At 52.1% G+C, this 23,263-nt stretch carries 28 protein-coding genes; 10 read left to right on the top strand and 18 right to left on the bottom strand.

Features of this window, described 5'->3' with window-relative positions; translation table 11 throughout:
- Positions 1-43 precede the first annotated feature (43 nt).
- From rpsG to fkpA, 7 genes are all read right to left on the bottom strand, one after another.
- Positions 44-514: a 30S ribosomal protein S7 gene (gene rpsG / locus C9I99_RS15810; RefSeq protein WP_005371760.1), complete on the bottom strand. Its 471-nt coding sequence runs from the start codon at positions 512-514 to the stop codon at positions 44-46.
- A gap of 93 nt (positions 515-607) precedes the next feature.
- A complete protein-coding gene (rpsL, locus tag C9I99_RS15805; RefSeq protein WP_005417208.1) occupies positions 608-982 on the bottom strand; it encodes a 30S ribosomal protein S12 in 375 nt (124 codons plus the stop codon).
- Between the two features lie 178 nt (positions 983-1,160).
- Entirely contained in the window at positions 1,161-1,454 is a 294-nt protein-coding gene (gene tusB, locus C9I99_RS15800; RefSeq protein ID WP_107349850.1) for a sulfurtransferase complex subunit TusB, read from the bottom strand.
- 64 nt (positions 1,455-1,518) lie between these two features.
- Positions 1,519-1,875, bottom strand: a complete 357-nt coding sequence (gene tusC, locus C9I99_RS15795; protein WP_107349849.1) for a sulfurtransferase complex subunit TusC — start codon at positions 1,873-1,875, stop codon at positions 1,519-1,521.
- 10 nt (positions 1,876-1,885) lie between these two features.
- Positions 1,886-2,278: a sulfurtransferase complex subunit TusD gene (tusD, locus tag C9I99_RS15790; RefSeq protein ID WP_107349848.1), complete on the bottom strand. Its 393-nt coding sequence runs from the start codon at positions 2,276-2,278 to the stop codon at positions 1,886-1,888.
- Complete coding sequence (locus C9I99_RS15785) at positions 2,275-2,964, bottom strand: helix-turn-helix transcriptional regulator (RefSeq protein WP_420849251.1); 690 nt, start codon at positions 2,962-2,964, stop codon at positions 2,275-2,277. Before C9I99_RS15785 ends, tusD begins: the two co-directional genes overlap by 4 nt.
- A gap of 292 nt (positions 2,965-3,256) precedes the next feature.
- A complete protein-coding gene (gene fkpA / locus C9I99_RS15780) occupies positions 3,257-4,060 on the bottom strand; it encodes an FKBP-type peptidyl-prolyl cis-trans isomerase (protein WP_107349847.1) in 804 nt (267 codons plus the stop codon).
- A 177-nt stretch (positions 4,061-4,237) separates the two neighbouring features.
- On the opposite strand from fkpA, the gene C9I99_RS15775 reads away from it, so the two are divergent.
- The gene (locus tag C9I99_RS15775; protein WP_107349899.1) at positions 4,238-5,215 is read left to right on the top strand and encodes a WD40 repeat domain-containing protein; all 978 of its coding nucleotides are present in this window, start codon (positions 4,238-4,240) and stop codon (positions 5,213-5,215) included.
- A 4-nt stretch (positions 5,216-5,219) separates the two neighbouring features.
- The gene (locus C9I99_RS15770) at positions 5,220-5,441 is read left to right on the top strand and encodes a SlyX family protein (protein ID WP_107349846.1); all 222 of its coding nucleotides are present in this window, start codon (positions 5,220-5,222) and stop codon (positions 5,439-5,441) included.
- A gap of 62 nt (positions 5,442-5,503) precedes the next feature.
- Here C9I99_RS15770 and slyD read toward each other — a convergent pair whose 3' ends face one another.
- The 4 genes from slyD to kefG form a co-directional block, all read right to left on the bottom strand.
- Positions 5,504-6,073, bottom strand: a complete 570-nt coding sequence (slyD, locus tag C9I99_RS15765) for a peptidylprolyl isomerase (RefSeq protein WP_107349845.1) — start codon at positions 6,071-6,073, stop codon at positions 5,504-5,506.
- Positions 6,074-6,175: 102 nt separating this feature from the next.
- Positions 6,176-6,388, bottom strand: a complete 213-nt coding sequence (locus tag C9I99_RS15760) for a YheV family putative zinc ribbon protein (protein WP_107349844.1) — start codon at positions 6,386-6,388, stop codon at positions 6,176-6,178.
- A gap of 39 nt (positions 6,389-6,427) precedes the next feature.
- Positions 6,428-8,239: a glutathione-regulated potassium-efflux system protein KefB gene (gene kefB / locus C9I99_RS15755; protein ID WP_107349843.1), complete on the bottom strand. Its 1,812-nt coding sequence runs from the start codon at positions 8,237-8,239 to the stop codon at positions 6,428-6,430.
- Positions 8,229-8,798 carry a glutathione-regulated potassium-efflux system ancillary protein KefG gene (gene kefG, locus C9I99_RS15750; RefSeq protein WP_107349842.1) on the bottom strand — a complete coding sequence of 190 codons (570 nt, stop codon included), beginning with the start codon at positions 8,796-8,798 and terminating at the stop codon, positions 8,229-8,231. The genes kefB and kefG overlap by 11 nt, the downstream gene beginning before the upstream one ends.
- Before the next feature lie 241 nt (positions 8,799-9,039).
- Here kefG and C9I99_RS15745 point away from each other — a divergent pair, with 241 nt between their 5' ends.
- From C9I99_RS15745 to C9I99_RS15725, 5 genes are all read left to right on the top strand, one after another.
- Positions 9,040-10,962, top strand: coding sequence for an ABC transporter ATP-binding protein (locus tag C9I99_RS15745; RefSeq protein ID WP_107349841.1), 1,923 nt, complete (start codon positions 9,040-9,042; stop codon positions 10,960-10,962).
- Positions 10,949-11,440, top strand: a complete 492-nt coding sequence (locus C9I99_RS15740) for a TIGR02444 family protein (protein ID WP_166645475.1) — start codon at positions 10,949-10,951, stop codon at positions 11,438-11,440. Before C9I99_RS15745 ends, C9I99_RS15740 begins: the two co-directional genes overlap by 14 nt.
- Positions 11,441-11,466: 26 nt before the next feature.
- Positions 11,467-12,477, top strand: a complete 1,011-nt coding sequence (locus C9I99_RS15735; RefSeq protein WP_107349898.1) for a hydrolase — start codon at positions 11,467-11,469, stop codon at positions 12,475-12,477.
- Positions 12,478-12,611: 134 nt separating this feature from the next.
- Positions 12,612-12,827: a YheU family protein gene (locus C9I99_RS15730; protein ID WP_107349839.1), complete on the top strand. Its 216-nt coding sequence runs from the start codon at positions 12,612-12,614 to the stop codon at positions 12,825-12,827.
- Between the two features lie 110 nt (positions 12,828-12,937).
- Positions 12,938-13,807 (top strand): phosphoribulokinase, encoded by an 870-nt coding sequence (locus tag C9I99_RS15725; RefSeq protein ID WP_107349838.1) that lies wholly within the window; start codon positions 12,938-12,940, stop codon positions 13,805-13,807.
- 89 nt (positions 13,808-13,896) lie between these two features.
- Here the strand turns inward: C9I99_RS15725 and C9I99_RS15720 are convergent, their stop codons facing one another.
- Entirely contained in the window at positions 13,897-14,301 is a 405-nt protein-coding gene (locus tag C9I99_RS15720) for an OsmC family protein (RefSeq protein ID WP_107349837.1), read from the bottom strand.
- Positions 14,302-14,572: 271 nt separating this feature from the next.
- On the opposite strand from C9I99_RS15720, the gene crp reads away from it, so the two are divergent.
- Positions 14,573-15,205 carry a cAMP-activated global transcriptional regulator CRP gene (gene crp / locus C9I99_RS15715; protein ID WP_036801200.1) on the top strand — a complete coding sequence of 211 codons (633 nt, stop codon included), beginning with the start codon at positions 14,573-14,575 and terminating at the stop codon, positions 15,203-15,205.
- A 185-nt stretch (positions 15,206-15,390) separates the two neighbouring features.
- Positions 15,391-15,579, top strand: a complete 189-nt coding sequence (locus tag C9I99_RS15710) for a hypothetical protein (protein ID WP_107349836.1) — start codon at positions 15,391-15,393, stop codon at positions 15,577-15,579.
- Between the two features lie 93 nt (positions 15,580-15,672).
- Here C9I99_RS15710 and C9I99_RS15705 read toward each other — a convergent pair whose 3' ends face one another.
- From C9I99_RS15705 to C9I99_RS15690, 4 genes are all read right to left on the bottom strand, one after another.
- A complete protein-coding gene (locus tag C9I99_RS15705) occupies positions 15,673-16,470 on the bottom strand; it encodes a DUF1338 domain-containing protein (RefSeq protein ID WP_107349835.1) in 798 nt (265 codons plus the stop codon).
- A gap of 41 nt (positions 16,471-16,511) precedes the next feature.
- Positions 16,512-17,969 carry a succinylglutamate-semialdehyde dehydrogenase gene (gene astD / locus C9I99_RS15700; RefSeq protein WP_107349834.1) on the bottom strand — a complete coding sequence of 486 codons (1,458 nt, stop codon included), beginning with the start codon at positions 17,967-17,969 and terminating at the stop codon, positions 16,512-16,514.
- 11 nt (positions 17,970-17,980) lie between these two features.
- Entirely contained in the window at positions 17,981-18,991 is a 1,011-nt protein-coding gene (astA, locus tag C9I99_RS15695) for an arginine N-succinyltransferase (protein WP_107349833.1), read from the bottom strand.
- A 110-nt stretch (positions 18,992-19,101) separates the two neighbouring features.
- Positions 19,102-20,316 carry an aspartate aminotransferase family protein gene (locus tag C9I99_RS15690; RefSeq protein WP_107349832.1) on the bottom strand — a complete coding sequence of 405 codons (1,215 nt, stop codon included), beginning with the start codon at positions 20,314-20,316 and terminating at the stop codon, positions 19,102-19,104.
- A gap of 561 nt (positions 20,317-20,877) precedes the next feature.
- On the opposite strand from C9I99_RS15690, the gene C9I99_RS27025 reads away from it, so the two are divergent.
- On the top strand, positions 20,878-21,423 hold the full coding sequence (locus C9I99_RS27025; RefSeq protein WP_133638258.1) for a hypothetical protein: 546 nt from the start codon (positions 20,878-20,880) through the stop codon (positions 21,421-21,423).
- A 57-nt stretch (positions 21,424-21,480) separates the two neighbouring features.
- Here C9I99_RS27025 and C9I99_RS15685 read toward each other — a convergent pair whose 3' ends face one another.
- Complete coding sequence (locus C9I99_RS15685) at positions 21,481-22,056, bottom strand: aminodeoxychorismate/anthranilate synthase component II (RefSeq protein ID WP_107349831.1); 576 nt, start codon at positions 22,054-22,056, stop codon at positions 21,481-21,483.
- Positions 22,057-22,185: 129 nt separating this feature from the next.
- On the bottom strand, positions 22,186-23,202 hold the full coding sequence (gene trpS, locus C9I99_RS15680; protein ID WP_107349830.1) for a tryptophan--tRNA ligase: 1,017 nt from the start codon (positions 23,200-23,202) through the stop codon (positions 22,186-22,188).
- Between the last annotated feature and the right edge of the window lie 61 nt (positions 23,203-23,263).

Raw genomic sequence — 23,263 nt, 5'->3', positions numbered from 1 at the left:
GACAAGCCAAGCTTGCCGCGCCCTATTTGTATTACCGGCTAGATTACCAGCGGTAATGTGCGAACGCTTTGTTCGCGTCTGCCATACGGTGAACGTCTTCACGTTTCTTAACAGCAGAACCTTTGTTGTCAGCCGCATCAAGCATTTCGCCTGCTAGACGCTGAGCCATAGATTTTTCACCACGCTTACGCGCAGCTTCAACCAACCAACGCATAGCTAGTGCGTTACGACGTACTGGACGTACTTCTACAGGCACCTGGTAAGTTGAACCACCCACACGGCGAGATTTAACTTCTACCGCTGGACGTACATTTTCAAGAGCTTTTTCGAATACAGCTAGGTGTTCTTCACCAGAACGCTCAGCCATAGTTTCTAGTGCAGAGTAAACAATTTTTTCTGCAGTAGATTTTTTACCGTCAACCATTAGGATATTGACGAATTTTGCCAGCAGCTCAGATTTGAACTTTGGATCTGGAAGGATCTTACGCTGACCAATTACGCGACGACGTGGCATGGAAATCTCCGTTGTGTCTTCAGGTTATCCAAAACTTTACAGTTTCTTCAAAATTAAATAATTTTAGTGTTTGGCCTTACTTAACGGAATCCATTAAGACTTAGGACGCTTCACACCGTACTTAGAACGACCTTTCTTACGGTCGTTAACGCCTGCACAGTCAAGTGCACCACGAACGGTGTGGTAACGCACACCTGGCAAATCTTTAACACGACCACCACGGATAAGAACAACTGAGTGCTCCTGAAGGTTGTGACCTTCACCGCCGATGTATGATGTTACTTCGAAACCGTTTGTTAGACGAACACGACATACTTTACGTAATGCTGAGTTAGGTTTCTTAGGAGTAGTAGTGTATACACGAGTACATACACCACGCTTCTGTGGGCACGCTTCTAGTGCAGGCACGTTGCTTTTTACAACTTGCTTAGCACGTGGCTTACGTACCAACTGGTTAATAGTTGCCATTAAATAGCTCCTGAAATATTACTTTCGTAAAGATGAAAAATCTGCCTCCCAACAACAGGAGGACGCGAAATTTTAGGCATCGCACCCAAGGGTGTCAAGATGTAACCAGCGATCAATTAAATGATTATTTCTTAATCAACCAAATATCCACTGGTTTTCCAAGGTTTGAGAGCCCTTATTAAGCCCACTTCATCTGGGCTTCATTATCCACAGTCAAGCCAACAAATCCTTTATAATCAACAACATTTACATCAACCCTGAGCTTGCCCTGCAGCCCTCTGGCAACGATATCCTCAGCCAGTAAATAAATTTTTACGCCAGCGTCGTGAAACTGAAAAATTGGGCTTTTTTCTACCGTGGCAGCGATTACTGCGTCTTGGATCAGTAAAATCGAGTCATTTTTGCTGATTATCGCAGCGGCGTCGCTGAAGGCTTGAGACTGGAATGGAGAGCGAGTAAAAATATGCAGCATACTGTGCCTCGAAACTATGCCTGTGTGAATATGGTTTTGTTAATTGTGCTTAAGATGGAAAAACCTAGAATGTCAAAACGCGCTGGCAGGCATGGAGGTGTTCGGAGAATACAGCCGGCTCGCACTCAATCACATCGATAAGCAAGTCATCTACAGTTAGCCCGCGCGTCTGCAGTGACTGGCGGCATACATAAATCTGCTCGATATCATAGAGTTCTAACATCTTGAACGTCACAATATAATCACGTGACAGGATCCCCTGCGGCTGCTGCCCGTCAAGCAACTGGTAAACACCATCACCATGAAAGAAAAGCGAGATATCTTCACTATAGGCCGAAGTGGCCAACACGGCATCCAATCCCTCGCGACCCGAAGCAATCCCATGTGGTGCGTGGCGAAATACAAAACCTAACGTTGTCATGACTATCCCGTTAAAATTGAATGACGCGATCAGCGGTCAACATGGCTTCGGCCAGACTGCCGAGGCCCGCTTGCTCAAAGCCGGCGGCAAGGTTGCTGCCCGTCAACTGATTCTGCTCTGCTTCCTGAGGGCTGATGATCCCCCGACGCAGGGCGGCAGCCACGCAGGTTTGCAGCTCTGTGCCATGATCCTGTGCCAACTGCTGCCAAGCAGCCACCAAATCAAACTCGTCGGACGCCGGGGCGGTTAAGGCGGAGCCGTTATGGACCCCGTCTTGATAGAAAAACACCCGCGACAAACCGTGCCCTTCCGCCAACAGCGCCAGAGCAAACTGATAAGCCGAACGTGCCGATTGGGTCCCGTAAGCCGGTCCTTCCACTACCAGCACATAGTTCAGGCTCATTTTTCGCCATCCTCGGTTTTACGCTGGCGGATGTAGAGGTATACCGTGTGCTTGGAGATATTGAGACGATCGGCAACCCGATTGATCGCATCTTTGATATCGAAAATCCCCTTGTCGTACAGCTCCATCACGATCTGACGATTCTTGGCATTGTTCGAGACATTCTTGTCGGCATTAATTTCTTCAATGGTGCGCTCAACGGTCTGATCCACCAGTTCATCAACATCACTGGCGAAGTTAACGCTCGATGCTGCCTGCTTAGCTTCATCGGTCGGCATAAAGGATTGTAGGATCTGCGAGAAAGGCGCATCCAAATTGACGTTAATACACAGCAGGCCAATGATGTCATTGTCTCCATTGCGAATAGCGATGGTGATCGACTTCATCAAATCCCCACCCTTGGCGCGAGTGAAGTAAGCCCGAGAGAAATTACGTTCTGAGCCTTCGATGTCACGCAGCATGCGCAGGGCAAGATCGGTGATCGGCGAACCGACTTTACGACCGGTATTCTCACCATTGGCGATCTTGATGGCTGAGGTATTGAGATCGGCCAGCGAGTGCAGCACGATTTCACAGAACGGGCCAATCAGTGCCGCTAAACCATCGACGACCGCCTCGTAAGAACGTAGGATAATGTAATCGTGCTCGCTAAAAGCACGCGGCTCAATCAAGTCACTCTCGACCATCACATCTGAGCCATAGTTTTCAGTAGATACCACGCGATTATCTTCCTTGCTGTTACCCATTCTATTTAACTTCTTTACCACAGAAATGGGAAAAATTAATAGAATGGGCTATGCCTCACCGAGAAAGGACCTTTCACGGTGATTGATAAATATTCAAATCTTGCTTGCAAGTTTATCAGATTTCAGACAAGAGCCTGAACATTTTCACGTCATATACAACTCTAATGATAAAAAACCCAGCTTTCGCTGGGTTTTTTCAATAATGACCGATATAGCCGTAATACGAAGAAACTTACTGCGTTTCTTCAGCCATTGGCTGTTCAGCTTTCACGATATCCAGTAGCTCGACTTCAAACACTAGGGTTGAGTTAGCCGGAATGCTTGGGTTTGCCTGAGAGCCGTAAGCCAACTCTGGCGGGATAACGAACGTGAACTTCGAACCAACAGGCATTAGTTGTACGCCTTCAGTCCAACCAGAAATCACTTGGTTTAGCGGGAATGTCGCAGGCTGGTTACGAGCGTAAGAGCTATCGAATTCAGTGCCGTCCGTTAGCATACCTTTGTAGTGTACTTTAACGGTATCTGTTGCTGCTGGTTTATCACCTTCACCTGCCGTCTCTACTTGATACAGCAGGCCTGAGTCAGTCTTAACTACACCGTCTTTCTGCTCGAACTCAGCACGGTAATCTTCACCTGCCTTAATGTTCTTTTCTGCCTCTGCCTGTGCTTGCTGCTGCGCCATTTCAGACACTCGTTGATCCAGCGACTGAAGCGCCTGCTGTGTCTCTTCCGTTGTCATGCGGCTATTGCCAGCAAAGACGTCAGTCACACCGGCAAGTACTTGCTCACGGCTCAGTTCCAAACCTAGCTCTTTCTGCTGGTCTAGGTTAGCCGCTAGGTATTGGGCCAATGAAGCACCGATCGCATAAGCTGCTTTGTCATCTTCAGTAGCAAATGTCGCCGGTGCGGCTTCCGCTGCGACCTGCTCTACTTTTGCAGGCTCTGCCGGTTTTGTTTCCGCTGCTTTCTCATCTTGGCAGCCTACAGCTAGCAGGATTGTTGCAGCCAAAACAGACATCTTTAGAACAGGTTTCATGTATTTCTCCATTTTAAACTGAGGTAAAACCTCAAAAATCATTCACCAGCCTTTTCAACAAGCGGTATGAAAAGCACTGTAGATCAATATACTAATATGCACCTTATGAATTCACTGCCCAGCAGTATATTCATAAGGAAATGACACTATGTGTTAACAAAGCGGAACAAGACCTTAATGCAAACAAAAAGATACGTGCCCTGCTTCATTTTGGCACTTTTCATTCTCACTGGCTGCTTTTTTTCCGGTACAGAGTTACAACGCTGGGATCTTGCACCAGAAGGCACCACCAGTTTCAGCCTGAGCCGGGACGGACGGTTTGCCCTCTACCACTCAGCCCAACAAGGTATCGTGCTGTGGGATTTACAGCAAAACAAAAAGTTAGCTGATTTTGGTTCTCAAGATCCACATCACAATACGGTGCTCAGCAGCCAGATATCCGACAACGGCCGCTACGCCATTACCGCCACGGCGCAAAACTTTGCCGTCTGGGATCTGGCCTGGGGCCAATCCGAGGGATTGTGGTCCATTTCCGACGGTTTGATCCGCGATGTGTCCGTTGCCAACAACGGCCAACATGTCCTACTTGCCCTGTCCAACAGCAAAGCCCTGTATGTCGACTTGGGCAGCGGAAGACGGCTAGAGTTCCTCGCCCACCGTGAAAAAGTGAATTCAGTGGCGATTTCCGCCAATGGTCGCTATGCCTTATCTGGGGGAAATGACCACTCGGCCTATCTGTGGGATACCCAAAGTGGCCAGATCCTCCAGCAGTTCGAGCACCAGAGCCGGATCAGCCGAGTGGCCCTACAGCGCGATGGCAAGCTGGCAATGACCGCCGACGGCAGCAACGAGATCATCATTTGGGATTTATCAAGCGGTGAGCAGATTTCGTCACTGGCCGTGCGCCTGCGCCAGCAGATACTATCAAGCGCTCGGTTCTCCGATGACGGCAAACGGCTTGCGACCGGTACCCCTGCCCGTCGAGTAGAGTTATGGGATACCCAAACCGGGGATAACCTCGGCCGCTGGGAAACCGCAGCCAAACAAGATACTCGACCGCCAGCTGCGGTGGTGTATGATGTGGCCATTACTCCCGACGGTCATGTGGTCTCGGGAACTTCGGCAGGTATCGCCCAGCAATGGACGACGGAATAACGCAATGAAAGAAATCGAACAGCTACAGGCCCGTATCGACGAGCTTGAAATGAAGCAGGCTTTTCAGGAGCAGACTATCGAGGAGCTAAACCAGGCCCTTACTGAGCAGCAGTTCCTGATTGATAAAATGCAGACCCAGTTGAAATTCATGGTTGGCAAGGTCAAGGGCATAGAGCCATCGAATATGGCCAGCGAGTCGGAAGAGACACCGCCACCGCATTACTAGCCGGTGTTGGGTACAAAAAAAGGAAGCCAATGGCTTCCTTTTTTAATACTAACCACTAACGATTAGTGAGAGCAGCCGCAGCCGCCTTTGTCTTCACCGCCACAGCAGCCTTCTTCCTGCTCACCGTGGTCGTGGTCGCCACAGCTACCGCCACCGCAGCAACCGCCGCCCTGGTGGATATGGCCATGAGCGATTTCTTCTTCAGTCGCAGCACGGACAGCAACTACTTCTACGCCGAAAGTCAAAGTCTGACCTGCTAGCATGTGGTTACCGTCAACAACAACGTGGTCGCCGTCAACTTCAGTCACTTCTACTGGGATTGGCCCCTGATCTGTATCAGCAAGGAAACGCATGCCGACAGTAATTTCGTCTACGCCCTGGAATACGTCAGCCGGTACACGCTGAACCATCTCGTCAACGTGCTCACCGTACGCTTCTTCTGGAGCAACTGTCACTTCAAACTTGTCGCCAGCTTCGCGGCCTTCAAGCGCCGTCTCCAAACCTACGATCAGGTTGTTGTGGCCGTGTAGGTAATCAAGAGGTGCTTCGGTTGTCGACTGATCAACAACAACGCCTTCTTCGGTCTTCACTTGGTAAGCCAGGCTTACTACGATGTCTTTAGCGACTTTCATGTTTACTCCAATTTCGAACTGGGTATCAAAGGATTTCGCCCGCATGATACCGGATAATGGCAGCTAGATGCCAATATTCTGTTTAAAGGCTGTGCAGCTAAATCAGTCTTCAGGCTTAAAAATGCCGATAACGTGTTGTTTAGTTTCTGTTGAGAGTTGATTGCTCTGCTCGACCGATTGCGGTGCCCTCACATCGGAATGACCGCAGGACACGCATTCTACCCGCTCCACATCGTTCTCTTGCCACCAGCGCAGCGTATCGTGCTGACGACAGCTTGGACAGACTGCACCGGCGATAAATCGCTTCTTGGCCATGCTTTCGCTCCTTGCCTCTGTGTTAATTAGGGAGACTTGTCAGTCCCAGCCATCATGGCGTTCCCGCTCCCCCCGCATCTCTCGGTCAAAAATCTCTTCCAGCTCCTTGCGCGCTTCACGGGCCCGGGTTGCCAGATGGACATCCTCAGAGTGCTGCGGAAGTAGATCTCTCAAGGCGGTGGTATCCAAGCGGCGAAAATGTGCCTCGGCCCGCTTGGCCTGATAAGGGTGCATGCCTAGAGATATGAGGGCCTGACGGCCCAAATCAAGGGCACCAGCAAAAGTTTCCCGGGAAAAATTCTCGACCCCATGACTGAGCAACTGGTGCGCCTCGACCCGACTTCTGGCCCTTGCCAGTACTTTAAGCTTAGGAAAATACTGCTGGCACAAATCGACAACTTCCATCACTTCATCCGGTTCATCAGTACAGATAATAATGGCTTCCGCTTTGTCGGCGCCGGCAGCCCGCAGTAAATCCAACTGGGTTGCATCACCGTAGTAGACCTTGTAACCAAATTTACGCAAGAACTGGATTTGGCTAGGATCGCGTTCCAGAACGGTTACCCGAATCTTATTGGCAAACAACAAACGTCCCACCACCTGCCCGAAGCGGCCGAACCCGGTGATGATCACCCGTGGTTCTCGGTCTATTACATCTGACTCCAGCTCAGCCTCGGCTTCCGCTTTGAAGGTGTGGATGAACCACTTGTCTTGTAACAACAAAATCAGTGGCGTAGTCATCATCGACAAACTCACCACCACCAGCAAGAAAGACGATAACTCGCCGCCCAGCAGTCCCTCTCCCATAGCTGCCGTAAACAGAACAAAGGCAAATTCCCCGCCCTGGCTCAAAATCGCCGCCATCTGGCTGCGTGACTTGGCTCGGGTACCGAAGATCCTTGCCAAGCCATATAAGATAAAGCCCTTGATACTGATCAGCGCAAAAACAGCCAGCAAGATCTGCAGCGGGTACTGCAGTAACAATCCAAGATTGACGGCCATGCCGACCGAGATAAAAAACAATCCCAGCAATAATCCTTTAAAAGGCTCGATGGCAATTTCCAGCTCATGGCGGTATTCACTCTCGGCCAACAACACCCCGGCAAGGAAAGTCCCCAGGGCCATCGACAGCCCGAGCGACTGCATCCCCAAGGCAATACCAATGACCAGCAGCAACGCCGCGACATTGAACAACTCGCGTACCCCACTGAGTACCACCCAGCGAAACAACGGACGTAATAAGAAATGACCGCCGACCAACAACGCCAAGATACCGCCTATCATCCAGGAAAAATCAAGCCAGCTACCGCCACCACCGCCCGCCAATACTGGCAGTATCGCCAGCATCGGGATCACCGCGATGTCCTGGAACAACAGTACTGCGAATCCTGACTGGCCGGTTTCACTGCCTCCGAGGCTCTGCTCTTCAATCACCCGCAGGGCAATGGCTGTCGATGACAAGGCTAACCCCATCCCGACCACCAAGGCATCCCGCCATGAAACTGCAGGCAGAAATGACAGCCCAGCCAGCAGCAACACCAAGGCGGCAATCACCAACGTAGTCACCACCACCTGGCTACCGCCGAGCCCCAAAATTGGCTTTCGCATCTGCCACAGTTTCTTGGGATTCAGCTCTAGCCCGATGAGAAACAACAACAACACCACGCCAAACTCGGAAAAATGGAGGATCGCGTCGACATCGGAGATCAGCCTCAGCCCCCACGGACCAATGGCAATACCTGCCAGCAGGTATCCCAGCACCGACCCTAGACCCAAGCGCTGGGCAATCGGCACGGCAACCACCGCTGCGGCAAGGAACACCACACTGACCGACAATACATCACTCGCCATCTTTTGCCTCCTCCATCAGTGCGCCGGGCGCTTGCAGCCATTGACGGTAGTTTTCGCCATGCTGGTTGCGCTCCGCAACCGGTACCCGTCGCGCCCAGTGCAATACCAAAGGCGGCAGCCACGTCATCCGGCACAACATGGCACTGAGCTCAAACGGGCGCAGGATTTCATCCATACTGCACCGGTTATAACCATCCGGGGTATACGCTTCAGCAGCCCCTCCGGTGGTGATCACCGAGCGCCAGTATTTGCCTTGAGTCTGGTTGCCCTCGCCATGAGCAAACCCCTTACTGAGGACCACATCAATCCACTCCTTGAGCAATGATGGGCAGGAATACATATAAAGAGGATGCTGGAAAACAATGATGTCGTGATCCCTCACCAGCTCTCGCTCGAAGGTGGCATCAATAAAGAAATCGGGATAGGCCGCATAGAGATCATGGACCGTGACATGGGAAAGCTGGCTGATCGCAGCCAGCATGGCGCTGTTAGCGACCGAGGCCTCCGGATCTGGATGGGCATAGAGTACGAGTATGCGAGGAAGTCCGTTTGCTGTCATAGCATTCCTTGTTATACGGCAAAATATGCCTATAGCGCCGTAAGTTATAACGTTTCATTAACCTATATCCACATAATACATAATTGCAGGCAAAGTAGTTCGATTAATCACCTTTATCCATCCGCTTCCTGGTTATTTATCCTTGCATGGCGGTATTAGCGGTCACCGCCGCTTTGCGGTAGACTCCGCACTTATTCTTGCATTTAGTTTTTGCGGAGCGGGGCCATTCCCGACACAGTCAATGATCACTTTTTCCGATATCCAACTTCTACGCGGTGGCAAGGTCTTGCTCGATCAAGCCACGGCGACTATCCACCCGGGCGACAAAGTCGGTCTGGTCGGCAAAAATGGCTGTGGTAAATCCACCCTGTTTGCCCTGCTCAAGCATGAGCTCAGCGTCGATGCCGGCAACTGCCAGTATCCGGCCAACTGGGAGCTCGCCTGGGTCGCACAGGAAACCCCGGCCCTCGAGCGTGAAGCGCTGGAGTATGTAATTGACGGTGACCGTGAATACCGCCAGCTGGAAGCTGATCTTGTTGCCGCAGAGCAAGCAGACAACGGCAACAAGGTGGCTGAACTCCATGGCAAACTGGAAGCCATTGGCGGCTACAGCATCCGCGCCCGTGCTGCCGAGTTATTGGACGGCCTTGGCTTTTCGCAAGAACAGATGCAATGGCACCTGACTCAATTCTCGGGTGGTTGGCGTATGCGCCTCAACCTTGCGCAGGCCCTGCTGTGCCGCTCCGATCTGCTATTGCTCGATGAACCGACCAACCACTTGGATCTCGATGCGGTGATGTGGCTGGAGAAGTGGCTGCAAAACTACCGTGGCACGCTGGTACTTATCTCCCATGACCGCGACTTCCTAGACCCAGTAGTCAACCGGATCATCCATGTTGAAAACCAAACCATGAATAGCTACACCGGTAACTATTCGTCGTTTGAAACCCAACGGGCAGAGAAATTGATTTTGCAGCAGGCGATGTACCAGAAGCAGCAAAAGCAAATGTCGCATATGCAGTCATACATAGACCGCTTTCGCTACAAAGCCAGCAAAGCGCGTCAGGCCCAGAGCCGGATCAAAGCACTGGAGCGAATGGAAAAAGTGCTGCCAGCCCAGTTCGATAACCCATTCAGTTTCGAATTCCGCGAGCCTAGCGCCCTGCCAAATCCCATTTTGATGATGGATCAGGTCGCAGCGGGGTATGACGACAACCTCATCCTCGAGAAGATCCGATTGAACTTGGTACCGGGCAGCCGTATCGGTTTACTCGGCCGCAACGGTGCCGGCAAATCAACCCTGATCAAAATGCTGTCTGGTGATCTGCCGGCCAAAGCGGGCGATCTCACCTATTCTCAAGGGGTGAAGATAGGTTACTTCGCCCAGCACCAGCTCGAGACCCTGTATTTGGACGATACCCCGGTCCAGCACATGGCCCGTATCGCCCCGCAGGCGACCGAGCAGCAGCTACGCGATTATCTTGGCAGCTTCGGCTTCCTCGGTGACAAAGCGCTGGAAAAAGTCGGCCCGTTCTCTGGCGGCGAGAAAGCCCGCCTGGTCTTGGCATTGATTGTGTGGCAGCGCCCTAACCTGTTGTTACTTGATGAACCAACCAACCACCTCGATCTCGACATGCGTCAGGCACTGACCTTCGCCCTGCAATCCTATGAAGGGGCGATGGTTATCGTCAGCCACGACCGCTACCTGCTGCGTGCCACCACCGATGACCTGTATCTGGTCCATGACCGCCAAGTTGTACCGTTTAATGGCGACTTGAATGACTACCACAAGTGGCTGACCGAACAGCAGCGTAACGAGCGCCGCGAACAGCAAGCCAGCAAACCGGATGTCAGCAAAGACAACAGTGCGGCCTCGCGCAAGGAGCAAAAGCGCCTTGAAGCGGAGCTGCGCAAGCTGACTGCGCCTATCCGCAAGAAAATCACCCAGCTTGAAACCAAGATGGACAAACTCAATACCACAATCAGTGACGCCGAGACCCAGCTCAGTGACGCCAGCATCTACGAAGCGGAAAACAAGGCACGCCTGAATGAGCAATTGCAGCGTCAGGCAGATGCCAAGTCGACATTGGAAGAGGTCGAGATGGAGTGGATGGAGCTGCAGGAAGAGCTGGAAGCCATGGAGCAGCAGCATGCCCCGAGCTAATGAACAGCGCCACCATGCCCTAAGCCATGATGCCTTCTGGCAATTTAGCTATAGTCACTATTTCAAGGCGGACGTCGAGGCCGCCTGCCTCGCGCTGCAAACCTTTCACAAGGGAAGCGTGAACCTGGCACTGCTGATGATCTGGCTTGACACCCAAGCCATTGCTCTTACGGGCAAACAGATGCTGCAACTGGAACAATGCCTCCAGCCGACGGGTGATCTGCTGGAGCGCTACCGCCATATGCGTCGCTCTCTGAAGCCTCAGCTAGATGACTGCGGCTACCAGCAGCTCAAAGACTTCGAATTACAGATGGAGCGCCAGCAACAGCACGATTTGATTGCAACGCTGAACCAGATGCCGCTTTGCTCCGTAGCAGAACAAGAAGCCACCGCACATTCATCCAACCACGCAAACCTGGCCCGCTATTGCCACGGTCTAGGGGCAATGGCCCTGGTGGATAAGCTGTTGGCGCAATAGAGGACACATAAGGAGTCGTTATGAAGATGGCGTTTCATCCAGCTAAAGGGCTAGCAAATCCCCACCTGCAGACCCTGCTGCCGCGTTTTTTGCGCCGCAAGCCATTGTTTACGCCACTGACCCAACGCATAGAGACCCCGGACGGTGATTTCCTCGACTTGGCCTGGACGGCTCCTCTGGCACAGGCCTCGTCGGATCAGCCCGTTATGATCTTGTTTCACGGCTTAGAAGGCAGCTTTCACAGCCCCTATGCTAACGGGTTGCTTTATGCCGCTAAACAACAAGGTTGGCTCGGGGTCATGATGCACTTTCGCGGGTGTAGCGGCGAAATGAACCGCAAGCCCCGTAGTTACCACTCGGGCGAAACCAGTGACGCACGCTTTTTCATCCAGTGGCTGCGCCAACAGTTACCCAACCAGCCTTTATTTGCCGTTGGTGTGTCACTCGGGGGCAACATGCTGGTTAACTACCTGGCTGAAAGTGGTGAACATTCGGAGCTCACCGCTGCGCAAGTGATCTCCCCTCCACTGGATTTGGCCGCCTGCTCGGAGCGGATCCAACAAGGGTTTTCAAAAGTCTACCAGCAATACCTGCTCGGCTCGATGAAGCGTAATCTCAGCAGGAAAATCACCGCCTTGCCCGATGCGATGCCCATTACCCATGAAGATGTCGAGCAACTCGAAACACTGTGGCAATTCGACGAGTTCGTCACCGCCCCCCTGCACGGTTTCAAAAATGCCACCGATTACTACCAGCGCTGCAGCGGGCTGCCTCGCCTTGGTGAGGTGACGATTCCACTGCGCGTGATCCATGCTAAGGATGATCCCTTCATGACGGATGCGGTCATTCCTACCACATCACTGCCACCGCACATTCAATACGACCTATACCCAAACGGTGGCCATGTCGGGTTTGTCACTGGCTCATGGCGCCAACCGGACTTCTGGTTGGAGAAAACGGTACCGGAGTGGTTTGACAAGATCCTAGATTCGAGATCCTCGTTCCTAGAGAAGAAACCCTGCTTTTCTGGCTCCTAATTGTCTCGGGCTTAAATCTCTCGCTCTTTCTCTGCCTAGGATCTAGGAACCAGGAACTAGGCTCTTCCCTCTCTACAACTGATGCTTTTGCCAATATAATTGTCCTAACCATCCGCCACCAAAAAGCTGTAACCATGAATATCCCTTGGCAAGACATAGATCCCGATACCCTGACTAACCTGATAGAACATTTCGTGCTCCGCGAAGGCACCGACTACGGCGAGCGCGAGCTATCGATGGCCGACAAGGTTAGCCGGGTACGCCAACAGTTGGAAAAAGGCGAGGCGGTGATTGTTTACTCCGAGCTGCATGAGACCATCGACATCAAAGCCAAGCGCCAGCTGGGGTAAACTGGCCCGGTATAAGCTTTGTAGACCCTGCATTTTTGACATCCCGGCTTGACCTTAACGCCCAGCCCTGTTAATAACTCTTTCCGTTAATGTTAACGACAGGGTTTGTCATGTCTGCAAAACATCCGATCATTGCAGTAACAGGGTCCTCGGGGGCCGGTACATCTACCACCTCCGAAGCATTCCGTAAGATGTTCAATATGATGAACATCAATGCTGCTTGGCTTGAAGGTGACAGTTTCCATCGATTTTCCCGACCGGAAATGGACGCCGAGATCCGCAAAGCCAAAGAGCAAGGCCGTCATATCAGTTATTTCGGCCCCCAAGCTAACGACTTCCCGTTGTTGGAAACGTTTTTTCGCCAGTACGGTGAAGACGGTAGCGGCCAGTTCCGTCGCTACCTGCACACCTTCGACGAAGCCGTGCCATATAACTTAATGCCCGGTACTTTCACACCTTGGCAAACTCTACCTGAAAATACTGACCTGCTGTTCTATGAAGGTCTGCACGGCGGTGTGGTCGATGGTGAGGTCAATGCCGCCCAGCACGTTGATTTGCTGATCGGCATGGTGCCGATCGTCAACTTGGAATGGATCCAGAAAATCGTCAGGGATACCCGTGATCGTGGTCATTCCCGTGAGGCGGTGATGGAGTCGATTGTCCGCTCGATGGATGACTACCTCAATTACATCACCCCGCAGTTCTCCCGCACCCACATCAACTTCCAGCGGGTACCGACGGTCGATACCTCCAACCCGTTCAGTGCCAAGGCCATTCCAAGCCTAGACGAAAGCTTTGTGGTGATCCGGTTCCGTGGGATCAAAAAAGTCGATTTCCCCTACCTGCTATCGATGATCCAAGGGTCGTTTATGTCGCGCCATAACACCTTGGTGGTGCCCGGCGGTAAGATGAGCTTTGCGATGGAGCTGATCATGCGGCCGCTGATCCAGCAGCTGATTGATACCGGGAAGATTGGTTAAGACCGGCGATAGGCGATAGGCGATAGGCGATAGGCGATAGGCGATAGGCATGATTTTCCTCTACCCCATCGCCATCTCTTACTCCGCTATTACGCTTCCACCACCTCGTACGAGTGGGTCATCTCCACCCCTTCGCCCAACATCAGGCACACCGAGCAGTATTTTTCCAACGAGTCGGCCACGGTCTTGGCCACAACGGCTTCATCCAGGTTTTCCCCTGTCACCACAAAATGCAAATTGGCGGTGGTAAAAATACGCGGTGCCTGCTCGCGACGAACCGAATTGATTTGCGCTTCACAACCGGTAATTTTCTGTCCTGCTGCCTTGAGACCATCCACCACATCCACAGAGCTACACCCACCAGCGGCCATCAATACCAGTTCCATCGGGCTCGGTGCTTTTTCGCCACCATTGCCGTCCATAATCACACTATGGCCGGAATTTGATTGCCCAAGGAAGGTCATATTTTCGACCCATTTCACTCGTGATTGCATTGCTTTCTCCTTACAACTTTCAGGGGGTTTTGGCACAATCTAGCAACTGTGTGATCATGTGCACACTTATGACTACAAAATGCCCTTTTCACATAGATCAATATCAAGAAAAGCGCGCCGAAAAAAGATAAAATCTGAACTAATTATTCACGTGAGCTTGCAGCCCAGCGGTTGACTGAATATCCTAAACGACGAACTCATTATGGATAGGCCCAGCCACATTTTTAATGGACGTCGTTGTTGGGCAACAAACGCAGAGGAAGTTAGTAATATGGTTCCAGGTAAACCTCAAACAGATCCAACTCTAGAGTGGTTTCTTTCCCATTGCCACATTCATAAATACCCTTCAAAGAGTACTTTGATCCACGCGGGTGAAAAAGCAGAGACGCTCTACTACATCGTTAAAGGTTCTGTTGCGGTCCTGATCAAGGATGAAGAAGGTAAGGAAATGATCCTATCTTACCTAAACCAAGGTGACTTCATCGGTGAATTAGGCCTATTCGAAGAAGGCCAAGAGCGTACGGCATGGGTTCGAGCTAAGACCCCTTGTGAAGTCGCAGAAATTTCGTTCAAGAAATTCCGTCAGCTTATCCAAGTTAACCCAGATATCCTGATGCGCCTTTCTGCACAAATGGCAAGCCGCCTACAGGTAACAAGCCAGAAAGTCGGTGACTTGGCGTTCCTGGACGTAACAGGCCGTATCGCACAGACGCTATTGAACCTGGCTAAACAGCCAGATGCAATGACTCACCCAGACGGTATGCAAATCAAGATCACCCGTCAGGAAATCGGCCAAATCGTTGGCTGTTCCCGTGAGACTGTTGGTCGTATCTTGAAGATGCTAGAAGAGCAGAACCTAATCTCTGCCCATGGTAAAACCATCGTTGTTTACGGCACACGCTAAACAACCCGGTTTACACACCGACCCTCTAAAAGCCGCATTCTGCGGCTTTTTTATTGCCTGAAATATCGCTTTTCATGCTTACAGGGCATTACTGTCTACCGCATCACTCTATTTGTGCTTGTATCTGCGCAACTTGGTGCTACATTGTGCATATCAAATCTCATCACCTGTAATGGAATACCGGTATGGACATCGAACGCTTTTCACCACATCACCCCTATCACCAGCAGCGCGGAGTGATTTCGCCGCTTCCCGATACGATTGAGATGACAGGCTTCAGCGACAGCCGCCACTATCTTGAGCAGCACGAGAAAGTGAAGCGCCATACACCAGAGTCCCACTTAGGTTATCCGCTCGACAGCTTCAAGCATTAAGTCCGGCGCATAAAAAAGCCTGTGACATCATCAGCCACAGGCGCTTGGAATAGGCAGGCTCAGATAACCCGTTCAACGGCGGGTTACACAGATTTAGCTGACATCCGTGCTTTCGAAGATCTTATCTGCCGACGCCTCAACAAAACCGGTATACAGCTCGCCATCCTCTTTCGGATAGCGCTTGGCAAACTCATAGAAGCCACCCGGTATCGTATGCACACCATCGGTAAAGCCAACACCAACTCTGTCCGCCATGGTGGATGACTGCTCGAGCATCACCTCGGGACTCCCTTTGACCTCACCGCCTGCAGTGTTGATTTCAAACCCGTTGTGGCGCAGCAAATGGTTGACCTCTGCGACTTCGGTAAACTGCTCAAGCTGATTGAGGCTAACGGTAAAGTGGTTGGCACCGAAACCGTGGGCGGCCAGCCAGCCGGCATATTCGCTTTCTGCCGCCAGCAACTCATAGGTCGCGTAATCCAAGTCCCATAACCGCCCACCATAGAGGAAGGCCGGATCATGCATGGCCTGCTCTGGCACCTGATCGATCAGATCCCTGACCGTCTGCTGCAGTAGCGAGCTAAACTGACCAACCATCAACTCACTGATAAACACTTTGGGTGCCAATGGATTGGGATGCTCGAAATGTTCGGCATATAACTTCTTGGCTTCGAAGTGATAGCGGCCACAAGGCTTATAGCCAATGGCGATAAACGGTGCCGCCAGTCGATCAAGCCCAACCTTCGGCAGGTTAAATGTCCGCAGCGCAATATGATCATTGAGCAGCGGCTCTTCCTCGGTCAGCAGATCATGAACCTGAGCGGCTGATGGGCATAGGCGTTGGATGTAATCCTGCCATAACCCGGCAAATAATTGCTCTACCCTTTCCATGTGCTCGCTATCCTCTTTGACTGGTGAATGATTGACGGCTATCAGATCGTAATGCCCGGTGAAAGCTGGGCCGGTAGCTCCGGCTGTTCACCTTCCATCGATGCCATCGGGTATGCACAGTAGTCTGCCGCGTAATACGCACTTGGCCGCAGGTTCCCTGATGCCCCCGGCCCACCGAATGGCGCATCGCCGCTCGCTCCTGTTAACTGGCGATTGCGGTTAACAATCCCGGCCCGGATATGTTCGATAAAATACTGCCACTCACTGTCATCGGTCGAAACTAGCCCGGCCGATAAACCATAGCGGGTATCATTGGCCTTCTCCACCGCCTCATCCAACGCGTGGTAACGGGCGACCTGCAAAAGCGGGCCAAAGTATTCTTCATCCGGTAACTCGGCAATCTGGCTGACCTCGATGATCCCCGGGGTCACAATCGCCCCTTGGCCACGGGTCGCGGGTAGCAACAACTCGCCGCCCAGCTCAACCAATTGCGACTGGGCTTGAAGAATGTTGTCAGCCGCCTGGAGCGATACTTGCGCCCCCATAAACGGTGCTGGCTCATCGAATTGACCGCCGACACGGATCTGGCGGGTTAGCTCCAGCAAACGCGCGAGGATACGGTCACCTTCCTCGCCATGCGGCAGATAAAGCCGGCGGGCACAGGTACAGCGCTGGCCAGCACTGATAAAGGCAGACTGAATAATAGTGTAGACAGTTGCATCCAACTCGCCATAGTGACGGGAGATCACCATCGGGTTATTGCCGCCCATTTCCAGTGCCAGCATCTTGCCCGGCTGGCCGGCAAACTGACGGTGCAACAAGTGACCGGTGTTGGCACTACCGGTAAACAGCAACCCATCAATCCCCCTGGCCCCAGCCAGTGCTTCACCGGTTGCCCGCGCGCCCTGAACCAAGTTCATCACGCCGTCCGGCAACCCTGCCTGCTGCCATAATTTCATGCATTCTTCAGCCACCTTGGGCGTTAAATCCGACGGCTTGAACACCACGGTATTCCCTGCCAGCAAGGCCGGGACGATATGGCCATTGGGCAGGTGCCCCGGGAAATTATAGGGCCCGAACACGGCCATCACGCCCAGTGGTCGGTGCCGCAGCACTGCCTGGGTGCCGGCAGCATCTTTGTGTTTCTCGCCGGTGCGCTCGTGGTAGGCGCGCAGCGATATGGCTATCTTGCCCACCATGGCACCCGCTTCGGTGCGGGTTTCCCACAATGGCTTGCCCGTTTCCTCAGCAATCACTACAGCGATAGCTTCACTGCTGGCTTTGACCAGCTCGGCAAAGCGCTCGACAATGGCCTGACGCTCAGAAAAAGGGGTGTTGCGCCAACTTGCCAATGCCGCTCTGGCGGCAGCGACAGCCTGCTCAACCTGCTCAGCTGTCGCCGACAGGCCCTGCCATACCACGTCACTGGTGTACGGGTTGAGCGACTGCATCGCCTGCCCTTCGCCGTCTAGCCAGCGACCTGCAATCCATTGGGTCATGTTCTACTCCTTTATTGAGCGATCAGGCGAACCTGATCCCCTTGTTTAACATCCAGGGCCTTGGCCGCTGCTGCACTCATCAACGCCGTGCCATTCAGTACGTCGACCTTATCGACAACAGCGCGGAAGTGGGTAAACGAAGAGTTACTGACAATACAATCTGTCTGGGCAGTTGGTTGGCCAATCTCCACCCGGCACACTTGCGAGTGGCGTACCGACTCGATATTTTTCACATCGCACTCGACCGTCGGGCCAGCATCGAAAATATCGACATAGCCGCGGCAGGTGAAACCTTCCTTTTCCAACAGACGAAGTGCCGGGCGGGTTTTATCATGCACCTGCCCGATCACCGCCTGGGCTTCCGGACTGAGCAAGTTGACATAGATCGGCAACTTGGGCATCAGATCGGCAATAAAACCTTTCTTACCAATACCGGTCAGGTAATCGGCCAGCGTAAAGTCAATCGAGAAGAAATGCTCTTTGAGCCATACCCAGAACGGGGAGTTACCCTCTTCATCGGATACCCCGCGCATCTCGGCAATCACCGTGCTGTCAAAACGCTCGGGGTGCTCGGCCATCATCAGGAAGCGGCACTTCGACAGCAGGCGGCCGTTGAGCCCCTCACGCCACTCCGGGCGCAAAAACAAGGTACAAAGCTCGCTCACCCCCGTGTAGTCGTTACCGAAAGTCAGCACTTTCACCACATTGTGAACATTGAGACGACGTGATGAATGCACCACTGTACTGAGGTGGTAGGTATAGAACGGGTTATCCAACCCAATTGCGGCTTCGATCGCCGTCGTCCCTGCAATTTCCCCGGTCTCGGTATCTTCCGCCACCATCAGGTAACCTTCCGAGCCAGGCTCGGTAACCATTTTGGCAAAGCTCTCCTCGGAATGCTGAATGCGGTTGGCGAGGATTTCCTCGTTAACCGGCAGCGAGGTGAAACCATGGCCCGACTCTTCCGCGCACTGTAGCAGTGCCGGTAGATCCGTGGCAGTAATAGGACGTATAACCAGCATCGAACTCCCTCCTGATGCAAGCTGCAGCATGGCTGCCAACTAATGATAAGGCCGGCACAGGGCCGGAGGTTGCGGCCTAGCTCCTGCCAGCCGCATCCCGTTGGATCAAACTATGAGTAAATGTTGGCGATAGCGCGCTCAAGGCGAGCCATCCCCTCGTCAATATCGGCTTTATCGATCACCAATGACGGAGTGAAGCGAACCACATTAGCACCAGCAATCAGCACCATCAGCCCCTCTTCACCGGCGGCGACCAAGATGTCTCTTGCCCGGCCCTGCCACTCATCATTGAGCGCAGCTCCCAGCAGCAAGCCCTTACCACGAATTTCGGCAAATACCGGATACTTGGCATTGATCGCTTCAAGTGCTTCGCGGAACCATTGCTCACGCTGCTTGACGCCCGCCAGCACTTCCGGCTTGGCGACTTCACGGACTACAGCCTCCGCCACGGCACAAGCCAATGGGTTGCCGCCATAGGTTGAACCATGGGTGCCGACTTTCAGGTGGACCGCCAGCTCACTGGTGGTCAGCATGGCACCGATAGGAAAACCACCGCCAAGGGATTTGGCGGTACTGAGGATATCCGGTGTAACGCCCATCCCTTGGTAAGCATAGAAATCACCGGTCCGGCCATTGCCGGTTTGCACTTCATCGAAGATCAGCAAGGCGTTGTGCTTGTCACACAGCTCGCGCACGCCTTGGATAAATTCAGGTGTCGACGACACAATACCGCCCTCGCCCTGCAGTGGCTCCATCATCACCGCACAAGTACGCGCCGACATGTGCTCGGCCAAACTGGCCAAATCGTTATAGGCAAGGTGGGTCACCGCGCCCGGCTTCGGCCCGAAACCATCGGAGTACGCTTCTTGGCCACCGACAGTCACGGTGAAGAAGGTACGGCCATGAAAACCCTGTTTGAAAGAGATAATTTCAGACTTTTCAGGACCAAATGTATCGGCTGCATAACGACGGGCTAGCTTCAGCGCCGCTTCATTGGCCTCCGCACCGGAGTTGGCAAAAAAGACTTTGTCGGCAAAACTGTGCTCAGTCAACAGCGTCGCCAACCGCAATGCCGGCTCATTAGTCATCACATTGCTGAGGTGCCAGATCTGCTCGGCCTGTGCCTTGAGGGCATCGACCATGACCGGATGGCAGTGGCCCAAGCAGCTCACCGCAATACCACCAGCAAAGTCGACATACTCTCGCCCTTCCTGATCCCACACCCGCGCGCCTTTCCCCTTTACAGGGATCATCTGCATCGGTGCGTAACACGGCACCATCACATCATCAAATACCTGACGATCGACTTTATACTCCTTTGCCATTATCGTTTCCTTCTAATGTTTTTGCCCTAAGCATAGTATTTACATTTTATTAACCAATTCCAATAGCAGAATATTTTTTTATTCTTTCTCGGTTAACGGTTAATCACCCACAAAGTACATATTTATGCGGGGTTGGGGAAAACTTATTAAGCCCAATTCACTACAAGGTGTTTTTCCTACAAGGAAATAAAAACAAAACGCATCGGCATTGTGCATAATATTTCCGTGCCAAACAAAACACAAAAGATAAGGGAATGTTAAGAAAGGTGACGAGGATCGCGCCATTAAGACAGCATCGCTGCTTAAAAAGGCCCTTTAGAGGGTATTCGGAAGAAGTCAGACTGGCGCAAAGTGATGCCTTTACAGAGCAAGGCAGGATTTCCTGCTAGTTTGTCAACGCTAGAGGTGACATGGTTCCATGTTCACCCTAAGACACTGACCAATTAATACAGATAAACCAAAAAGCTAGTCGCAATTAAATCAACCACAAGGCCAATACCGTTGCCTTCGCATCTCTTCGAACGTAATTTGTGGCTGGATTTTATAAATAAGGATATCGACATGAAATACAGCTGGCTAATTCTCTCAGCCCTCACCTGTTTATCCGCAACGACCTCTGCCAATACCGAAAGCGACGGTTTTCATTCCTTTATTGACCAACATCAGGAAAGTATCCAAGCACTAGAAAATGAAGGCTATAGTGAAGAGCTTATTGAACCATTACGAAATATAGTCATTTGTGGAACTTATACCACCCCTCCGACTGGGTATGTTGTCATTGGGTATACCAAAAGCTGGGAATGTTCTGGCAGTGATTTCACTAATGCAAGCATCATAACAAAGGTCTCTACATCAAGCACATACAACATCTGCAACAATGACATACCTCAGGATTGGGTCGTAACAAACAACGACACTAGCAACTACCAGTGCAAGAGGAACCCAACACAATCTAGCTATACCTCAGATAGAATAAGATACAAATCTGGCCGTTCTATGCATGTCTGTAACAACTCCCCGGTACCTGATGGGTATTATGTTTCACAAAATAATGTATCTAATTCACAATGTAAGAGCTGGAAAGGCAAAGTGATAACCCGCTATTAATTCTTCCTCACCCCCCGCATTGCTCTTCAATGTGGGGATTTCACACAGCCATACCAGCTATCGATTGAGGAAATTCGCCAGCAATTGGTGGCCCTGCTCGGTCAGGATACTTTCGGGGTGGAACTGCACCCCTTCAAGCGGCAGGGTTTTGTGGGCAATGCCCATAATTTCATCACGCTCGCCGTCTTTCTCTGTCCACGCGGTGATCTCAAAGCAATCGGGTAGCGTGTCGGCCTTCACCACCAGCGAGTGATAACGGGTGACGGTAAGCGGGTTGTTCAGTCCAGAAAATACGCTACTGTCGGTATGGACTATCGGGGAGGTCTTGCCGTGCATCACTTGGCGGGCACGGACAACGTCGCCACCAAACACTTGGGCGATTGATTGGTGGCCAAGGCAAACCCCCAAAATCGGTAGCTTCCCGGCAAAATGGCGGATCGCCTCGAGCGAGATCCCCGCATCATCCGGGGTGCAGGGCCCTGGTGAAATGACCAAGTGGGAAGGAGCCAACGCCTCGATACCGGCAATGTCGATTTCATCATTACGCACCACCTTCACCTCGGCTCCCAGCTCACAGAAATACTGATACAGGTTATAGGTAAACGAGTCGTAGTTATCGATCATCAATAGCATGGGTACTGCTGCTCCCTGAAAATTACAGCGGCCTATTTTGCAGCAGGACAGCAGAAAGGCAAGCGTAGACGAAAAAAAACCGGCCTGAGGCCGGTTTCCTGTCTTTACATTATTGCTCTAGTTGCAGCACTACGGACGTGCAACAAAGCCGACAGCAGCGAACGCTTGCTTCAAAGTCTCAGCCGCACGTGCAGACGCCTTCTCGGCACCCGCCTTCATCACTTGATCAAGGTAAGCGCGGTCAGTACGGACACGGTGGTATTCAGCCTGGATAGGCTCCAGCATCGAGACAATGGCTTCGCCCACGTCTTTCTTGAACGGGCCATACATCTCAACGCCCTGGTATTGCGCTTCAATTTCAGCAAATGTCTTACCTGTTGCTGCCGAGTACAAACCCATCAGGTTAGAGATACCGCCTTTGTTCTCGATATCGTGCGCGATACGCGGTGGTGTTTCGGTATCCGTCTGCGCCTTGTTAATCTTCTTGATGATCGACTTCGGCTCTTCCAGCAGGGTGATCACATTCTTACGGTTATCATCCGACTTCGACATCTTCTTGGTTGCATCCTGAAGGCTCATCACGCGGGCGTTTACCGTTGGGATGTAAGGCTCAGGAACCTGGAAAATCGCCTCGCCATCGCCGTAGATGTTGTTGAAACGGGTTGCGATATCACGTGCCAGCTCAAGATGTTGCTTCTGATCTGATCCTACTGGTACCTGGTGGGCACCGTATAGCAAGATATCGGCCGCCATCAGTACCGGATAGCCAAACAGGCCAACGTTAACATCGTTCGCGTGGCGCTGTGACTTGTCCTTGAACTGGGTCATGCGGCTAAGCTCACCCATCTGGGTGTAGCAGTTCAGTAACCAGCCGAGCTGGGCATGCTCCGGAACGTGAGACTGAACAAACAGGGTGCTTTTCTTCGGATCGACCCCCACAGCCAGACAAATAGCCAACGCATCGAGCGTTGCTTCATGCAGCGCTTTTGGGTCTTGGCGTACGGTGATGGCATGCAGGTCTACGACACAGTACTGACAATCATAATCATCCTGCATCTGTTCCCACTGACGCAGCGCACCCAGATAATTACCGATACTTAATTCACCTGAAGGCTGTACGCCACTCAATACAATGGGTTTGGTCATGATGAGATTTTCCTATGTCACAAAAAAGCCGCGGCCACCAGCCGCCGGCATAATATCAATC

The organism is Photobacterium lutimaris (genome assembly GCF_003025555.1).
Lineage (GTDB): Bacteria > Pseudomonadota > Gammaproteobacteria > Enterobacterales > Vibrionaceae > Photobacterium > Photobacterium lutimaris.
This window is presented reverse-complemented; position numbering and strand designations above follow the sequence as displayed.

What these genes read in the sequence shown, in the direction of transcription:
- rpsG (WP_005371760.1), bottom strand. Translation starts at nt 514, where the DNA reads ATGCCACGTCGTCGCGTAATTGGTCAGCGTAAGATCCTTCCAGATCCA.
- rpsL (WP_005417208.1), bottom strand. Translation starts at nt 982, where the DNA reads ATGGCAACTATTAACCAGTTGGTACGTAAGCCACGTGCTAAGCAAGTT.
- tusB (WP_107349850.1), bottom strand. Translation starts at nt 1,454, where the DNA reads ATGCTGCATATTTTTACTCGCTCTCCATTCCAGTCTCAAGCCTTCAGC.
- tusC (WP_107349849.1), bottom strand. Translation starts at nt 1,875, where the DNA reads ATGACAACGTTAGGTTTTGTATTTCGCCACGCACCACATGGGATTGCT.
- tusD (WP_107349848.1), bottom strand. Translation starts at nt 2,278, where the DNA reads ATGAGCCTGAACTATGTGCTGGTAGTGGAAGGACCGGCTTACGGGACC.
- C9I99_RS15785 (WP_420849251.1), bottom strand. Translation starts at nt 2,964, where the DNA reads ATGGTCGAGAGTGACTTGATTGAGCCGCGTGCTTTTAGCGAGCACGAT.
- fkpA (WP_107349847.1), bottom strand. Translation starts at nt 4,060, where the DNA reads ATGAAACCTGTTCTAAAGATGTCTGTTTTGGCTGCAACAATCCTGCTA.
- C9I99_RS15775 (WP_107349899.1), top strand. Translation starts at nt 4,238, where the DNA reads ATGCAAACAAAAAGATACGTGCCCTGCTTCATTTTGGCACTTTTCATT.
- C9I99_RS15770 (WP_107349846.1), top strand. Translation starts at nt 5,220, where the DNA reads ATGAAAGAAATCGAACAGCTACAGGCCCGTATCGACGAGCTTGAAATG.
- slyD (WP_107349845.1), bottom strand. Translation starts at nt 6,073, where the DNA reads ATGAAAGTCGCTAAAGACATCGTAGTAAGCCTGGCTTACCAAGTGAAG.
- C9I99_RS15760 (WP_107349844.1), bottom strand. Translation starts at nt 6,388, where the DNA reads ATGGCCAAGAAGCGATTTATCGCCGGTGCAGTCTGTCCAAGCTGTCGT.
- kefB (WP_107349843.1), bottom strand. Translation starts at nt 8,239, where the DNA reads ATGGCGAGTGATGTATTGTCGGTCAGTGTGGTGTTCCTTGCCGCAGCG.
- kefG (WP_107349842.1), bottom strand. Translation starts at nt 8,798, where the DNA reads ATGACAGCAAACGGACTTCCTCGCATACTCGTACTCTATGCCCATCCA.
- C9I99_RS15745 (WP_107349841.1), top strand. Translation starts at nt 9,040, where the DNA reads ATGATCACTTTTTCCGATATCCAACTTCTACGCGGTGGCAAGGTCTTG.
- C9I99_RS15740 (WP_166645475.1), top strand. Translation starts at nt 10,949, where the DNA reads ATGCCCCGAGCTAATGAACAGCGCCACCATGCCCTAAGCCATGATGCC.
- C9I99_RS15735 (WP_107349898.1), top strand. Translation starts at nt 11,467, where the DNA reads ATGGCGTTTCATCCAGCTAAAGGGCTAGCAAATCCCCACCTGCAGACC.
- C9I99_RS15730 (WP_107349839.1), top strand. Translation starts at nt 12,612, where the DNA reads ATGAATATCCCTTGGCAAGACATAGATCCCGATACCCTGACTAACCTG.
- C9I99_RS15725 (WP_107349838.1), top strand. Translation starts at nt 12,938, where the DNA reads ATGTCTGCAAAACATCCGATCATTGCAGTAACAGGGTCCTCGGGGGCC.
- C9I99_RS15720 (WP_107349837.1), bottom strand. Translation starts at nt 14,301, where the DNA reads ATGCAATCACGAGTGAAATGGGTCGAAAATATGACCTTCCTTGGGCAA.
- crp (WP_036801200.1), top strand. Translation starts at nt 14,573, where the DNA reads ATGGTTCCAGGTAAACCTCAAACAGATCCAACTCTAGAGTGGTTTCTT.
- C9I99_RS15710 (WP_107349836.1), top strand. Translation starts at nt 15,391, where the DNA reads ATGGACATCGAACGCTTTTCACCACATCACCCCTATCACCAGCAGCGC.
- C9I99_RS15705 (WP_107349835.1), bottom strand. Translation starts at nt 16,470, where the DNA reads ATGGAAAGGGTAGAGCAATTATTTGCCGGGTTATGGCAGGATTACATC.
- astD (WP_107349834.1), bottom strand. Translation starts at nt 17,969, where the DNA reads ATGACCCAATGGATTGCAGGTCGCTGGCTAGACGGCGAAGGGCAGGCG.
- astA (WP_107349833.1), bottom strand. Translation starts at nt 18,991, where the DNA reads ATGCTGGTTATACGTCCTATTACTGCCACGGATCTACCGGCACTGCTA.
- C9I99_RS15690 (WP_107349832.1), bottom strand. Translation starts at nt 20,316, where the DNA reads ATGGCAAAGGAGTATAAAGTCGATCGTCAGGTATTTGATGATGTGATG.
- C9I99_RS27025 (WP_133638258.1), top strand. Translation starts at nt 20,878, where the DNA reads ATGAAATACAGCTGGCTAATTCTCTCAGCCCTCACCTGTTTATCCGCA.
- C9I99_RS15685 (WP_107349831.1), bottom strand. Translation starts at nt 22,056, where the DNA reads ATGCTATTGATGATCGATAACTACGACTCGTTTACCTATAACCTGTAT.
- trpS (WP_107349830.1), bottom strand. Translation starts at nt 23,202, where the DNA reads ATGACCAAACCCATTGTATTGAGTGGCGTACAGCCTTCAGGTGAATTA.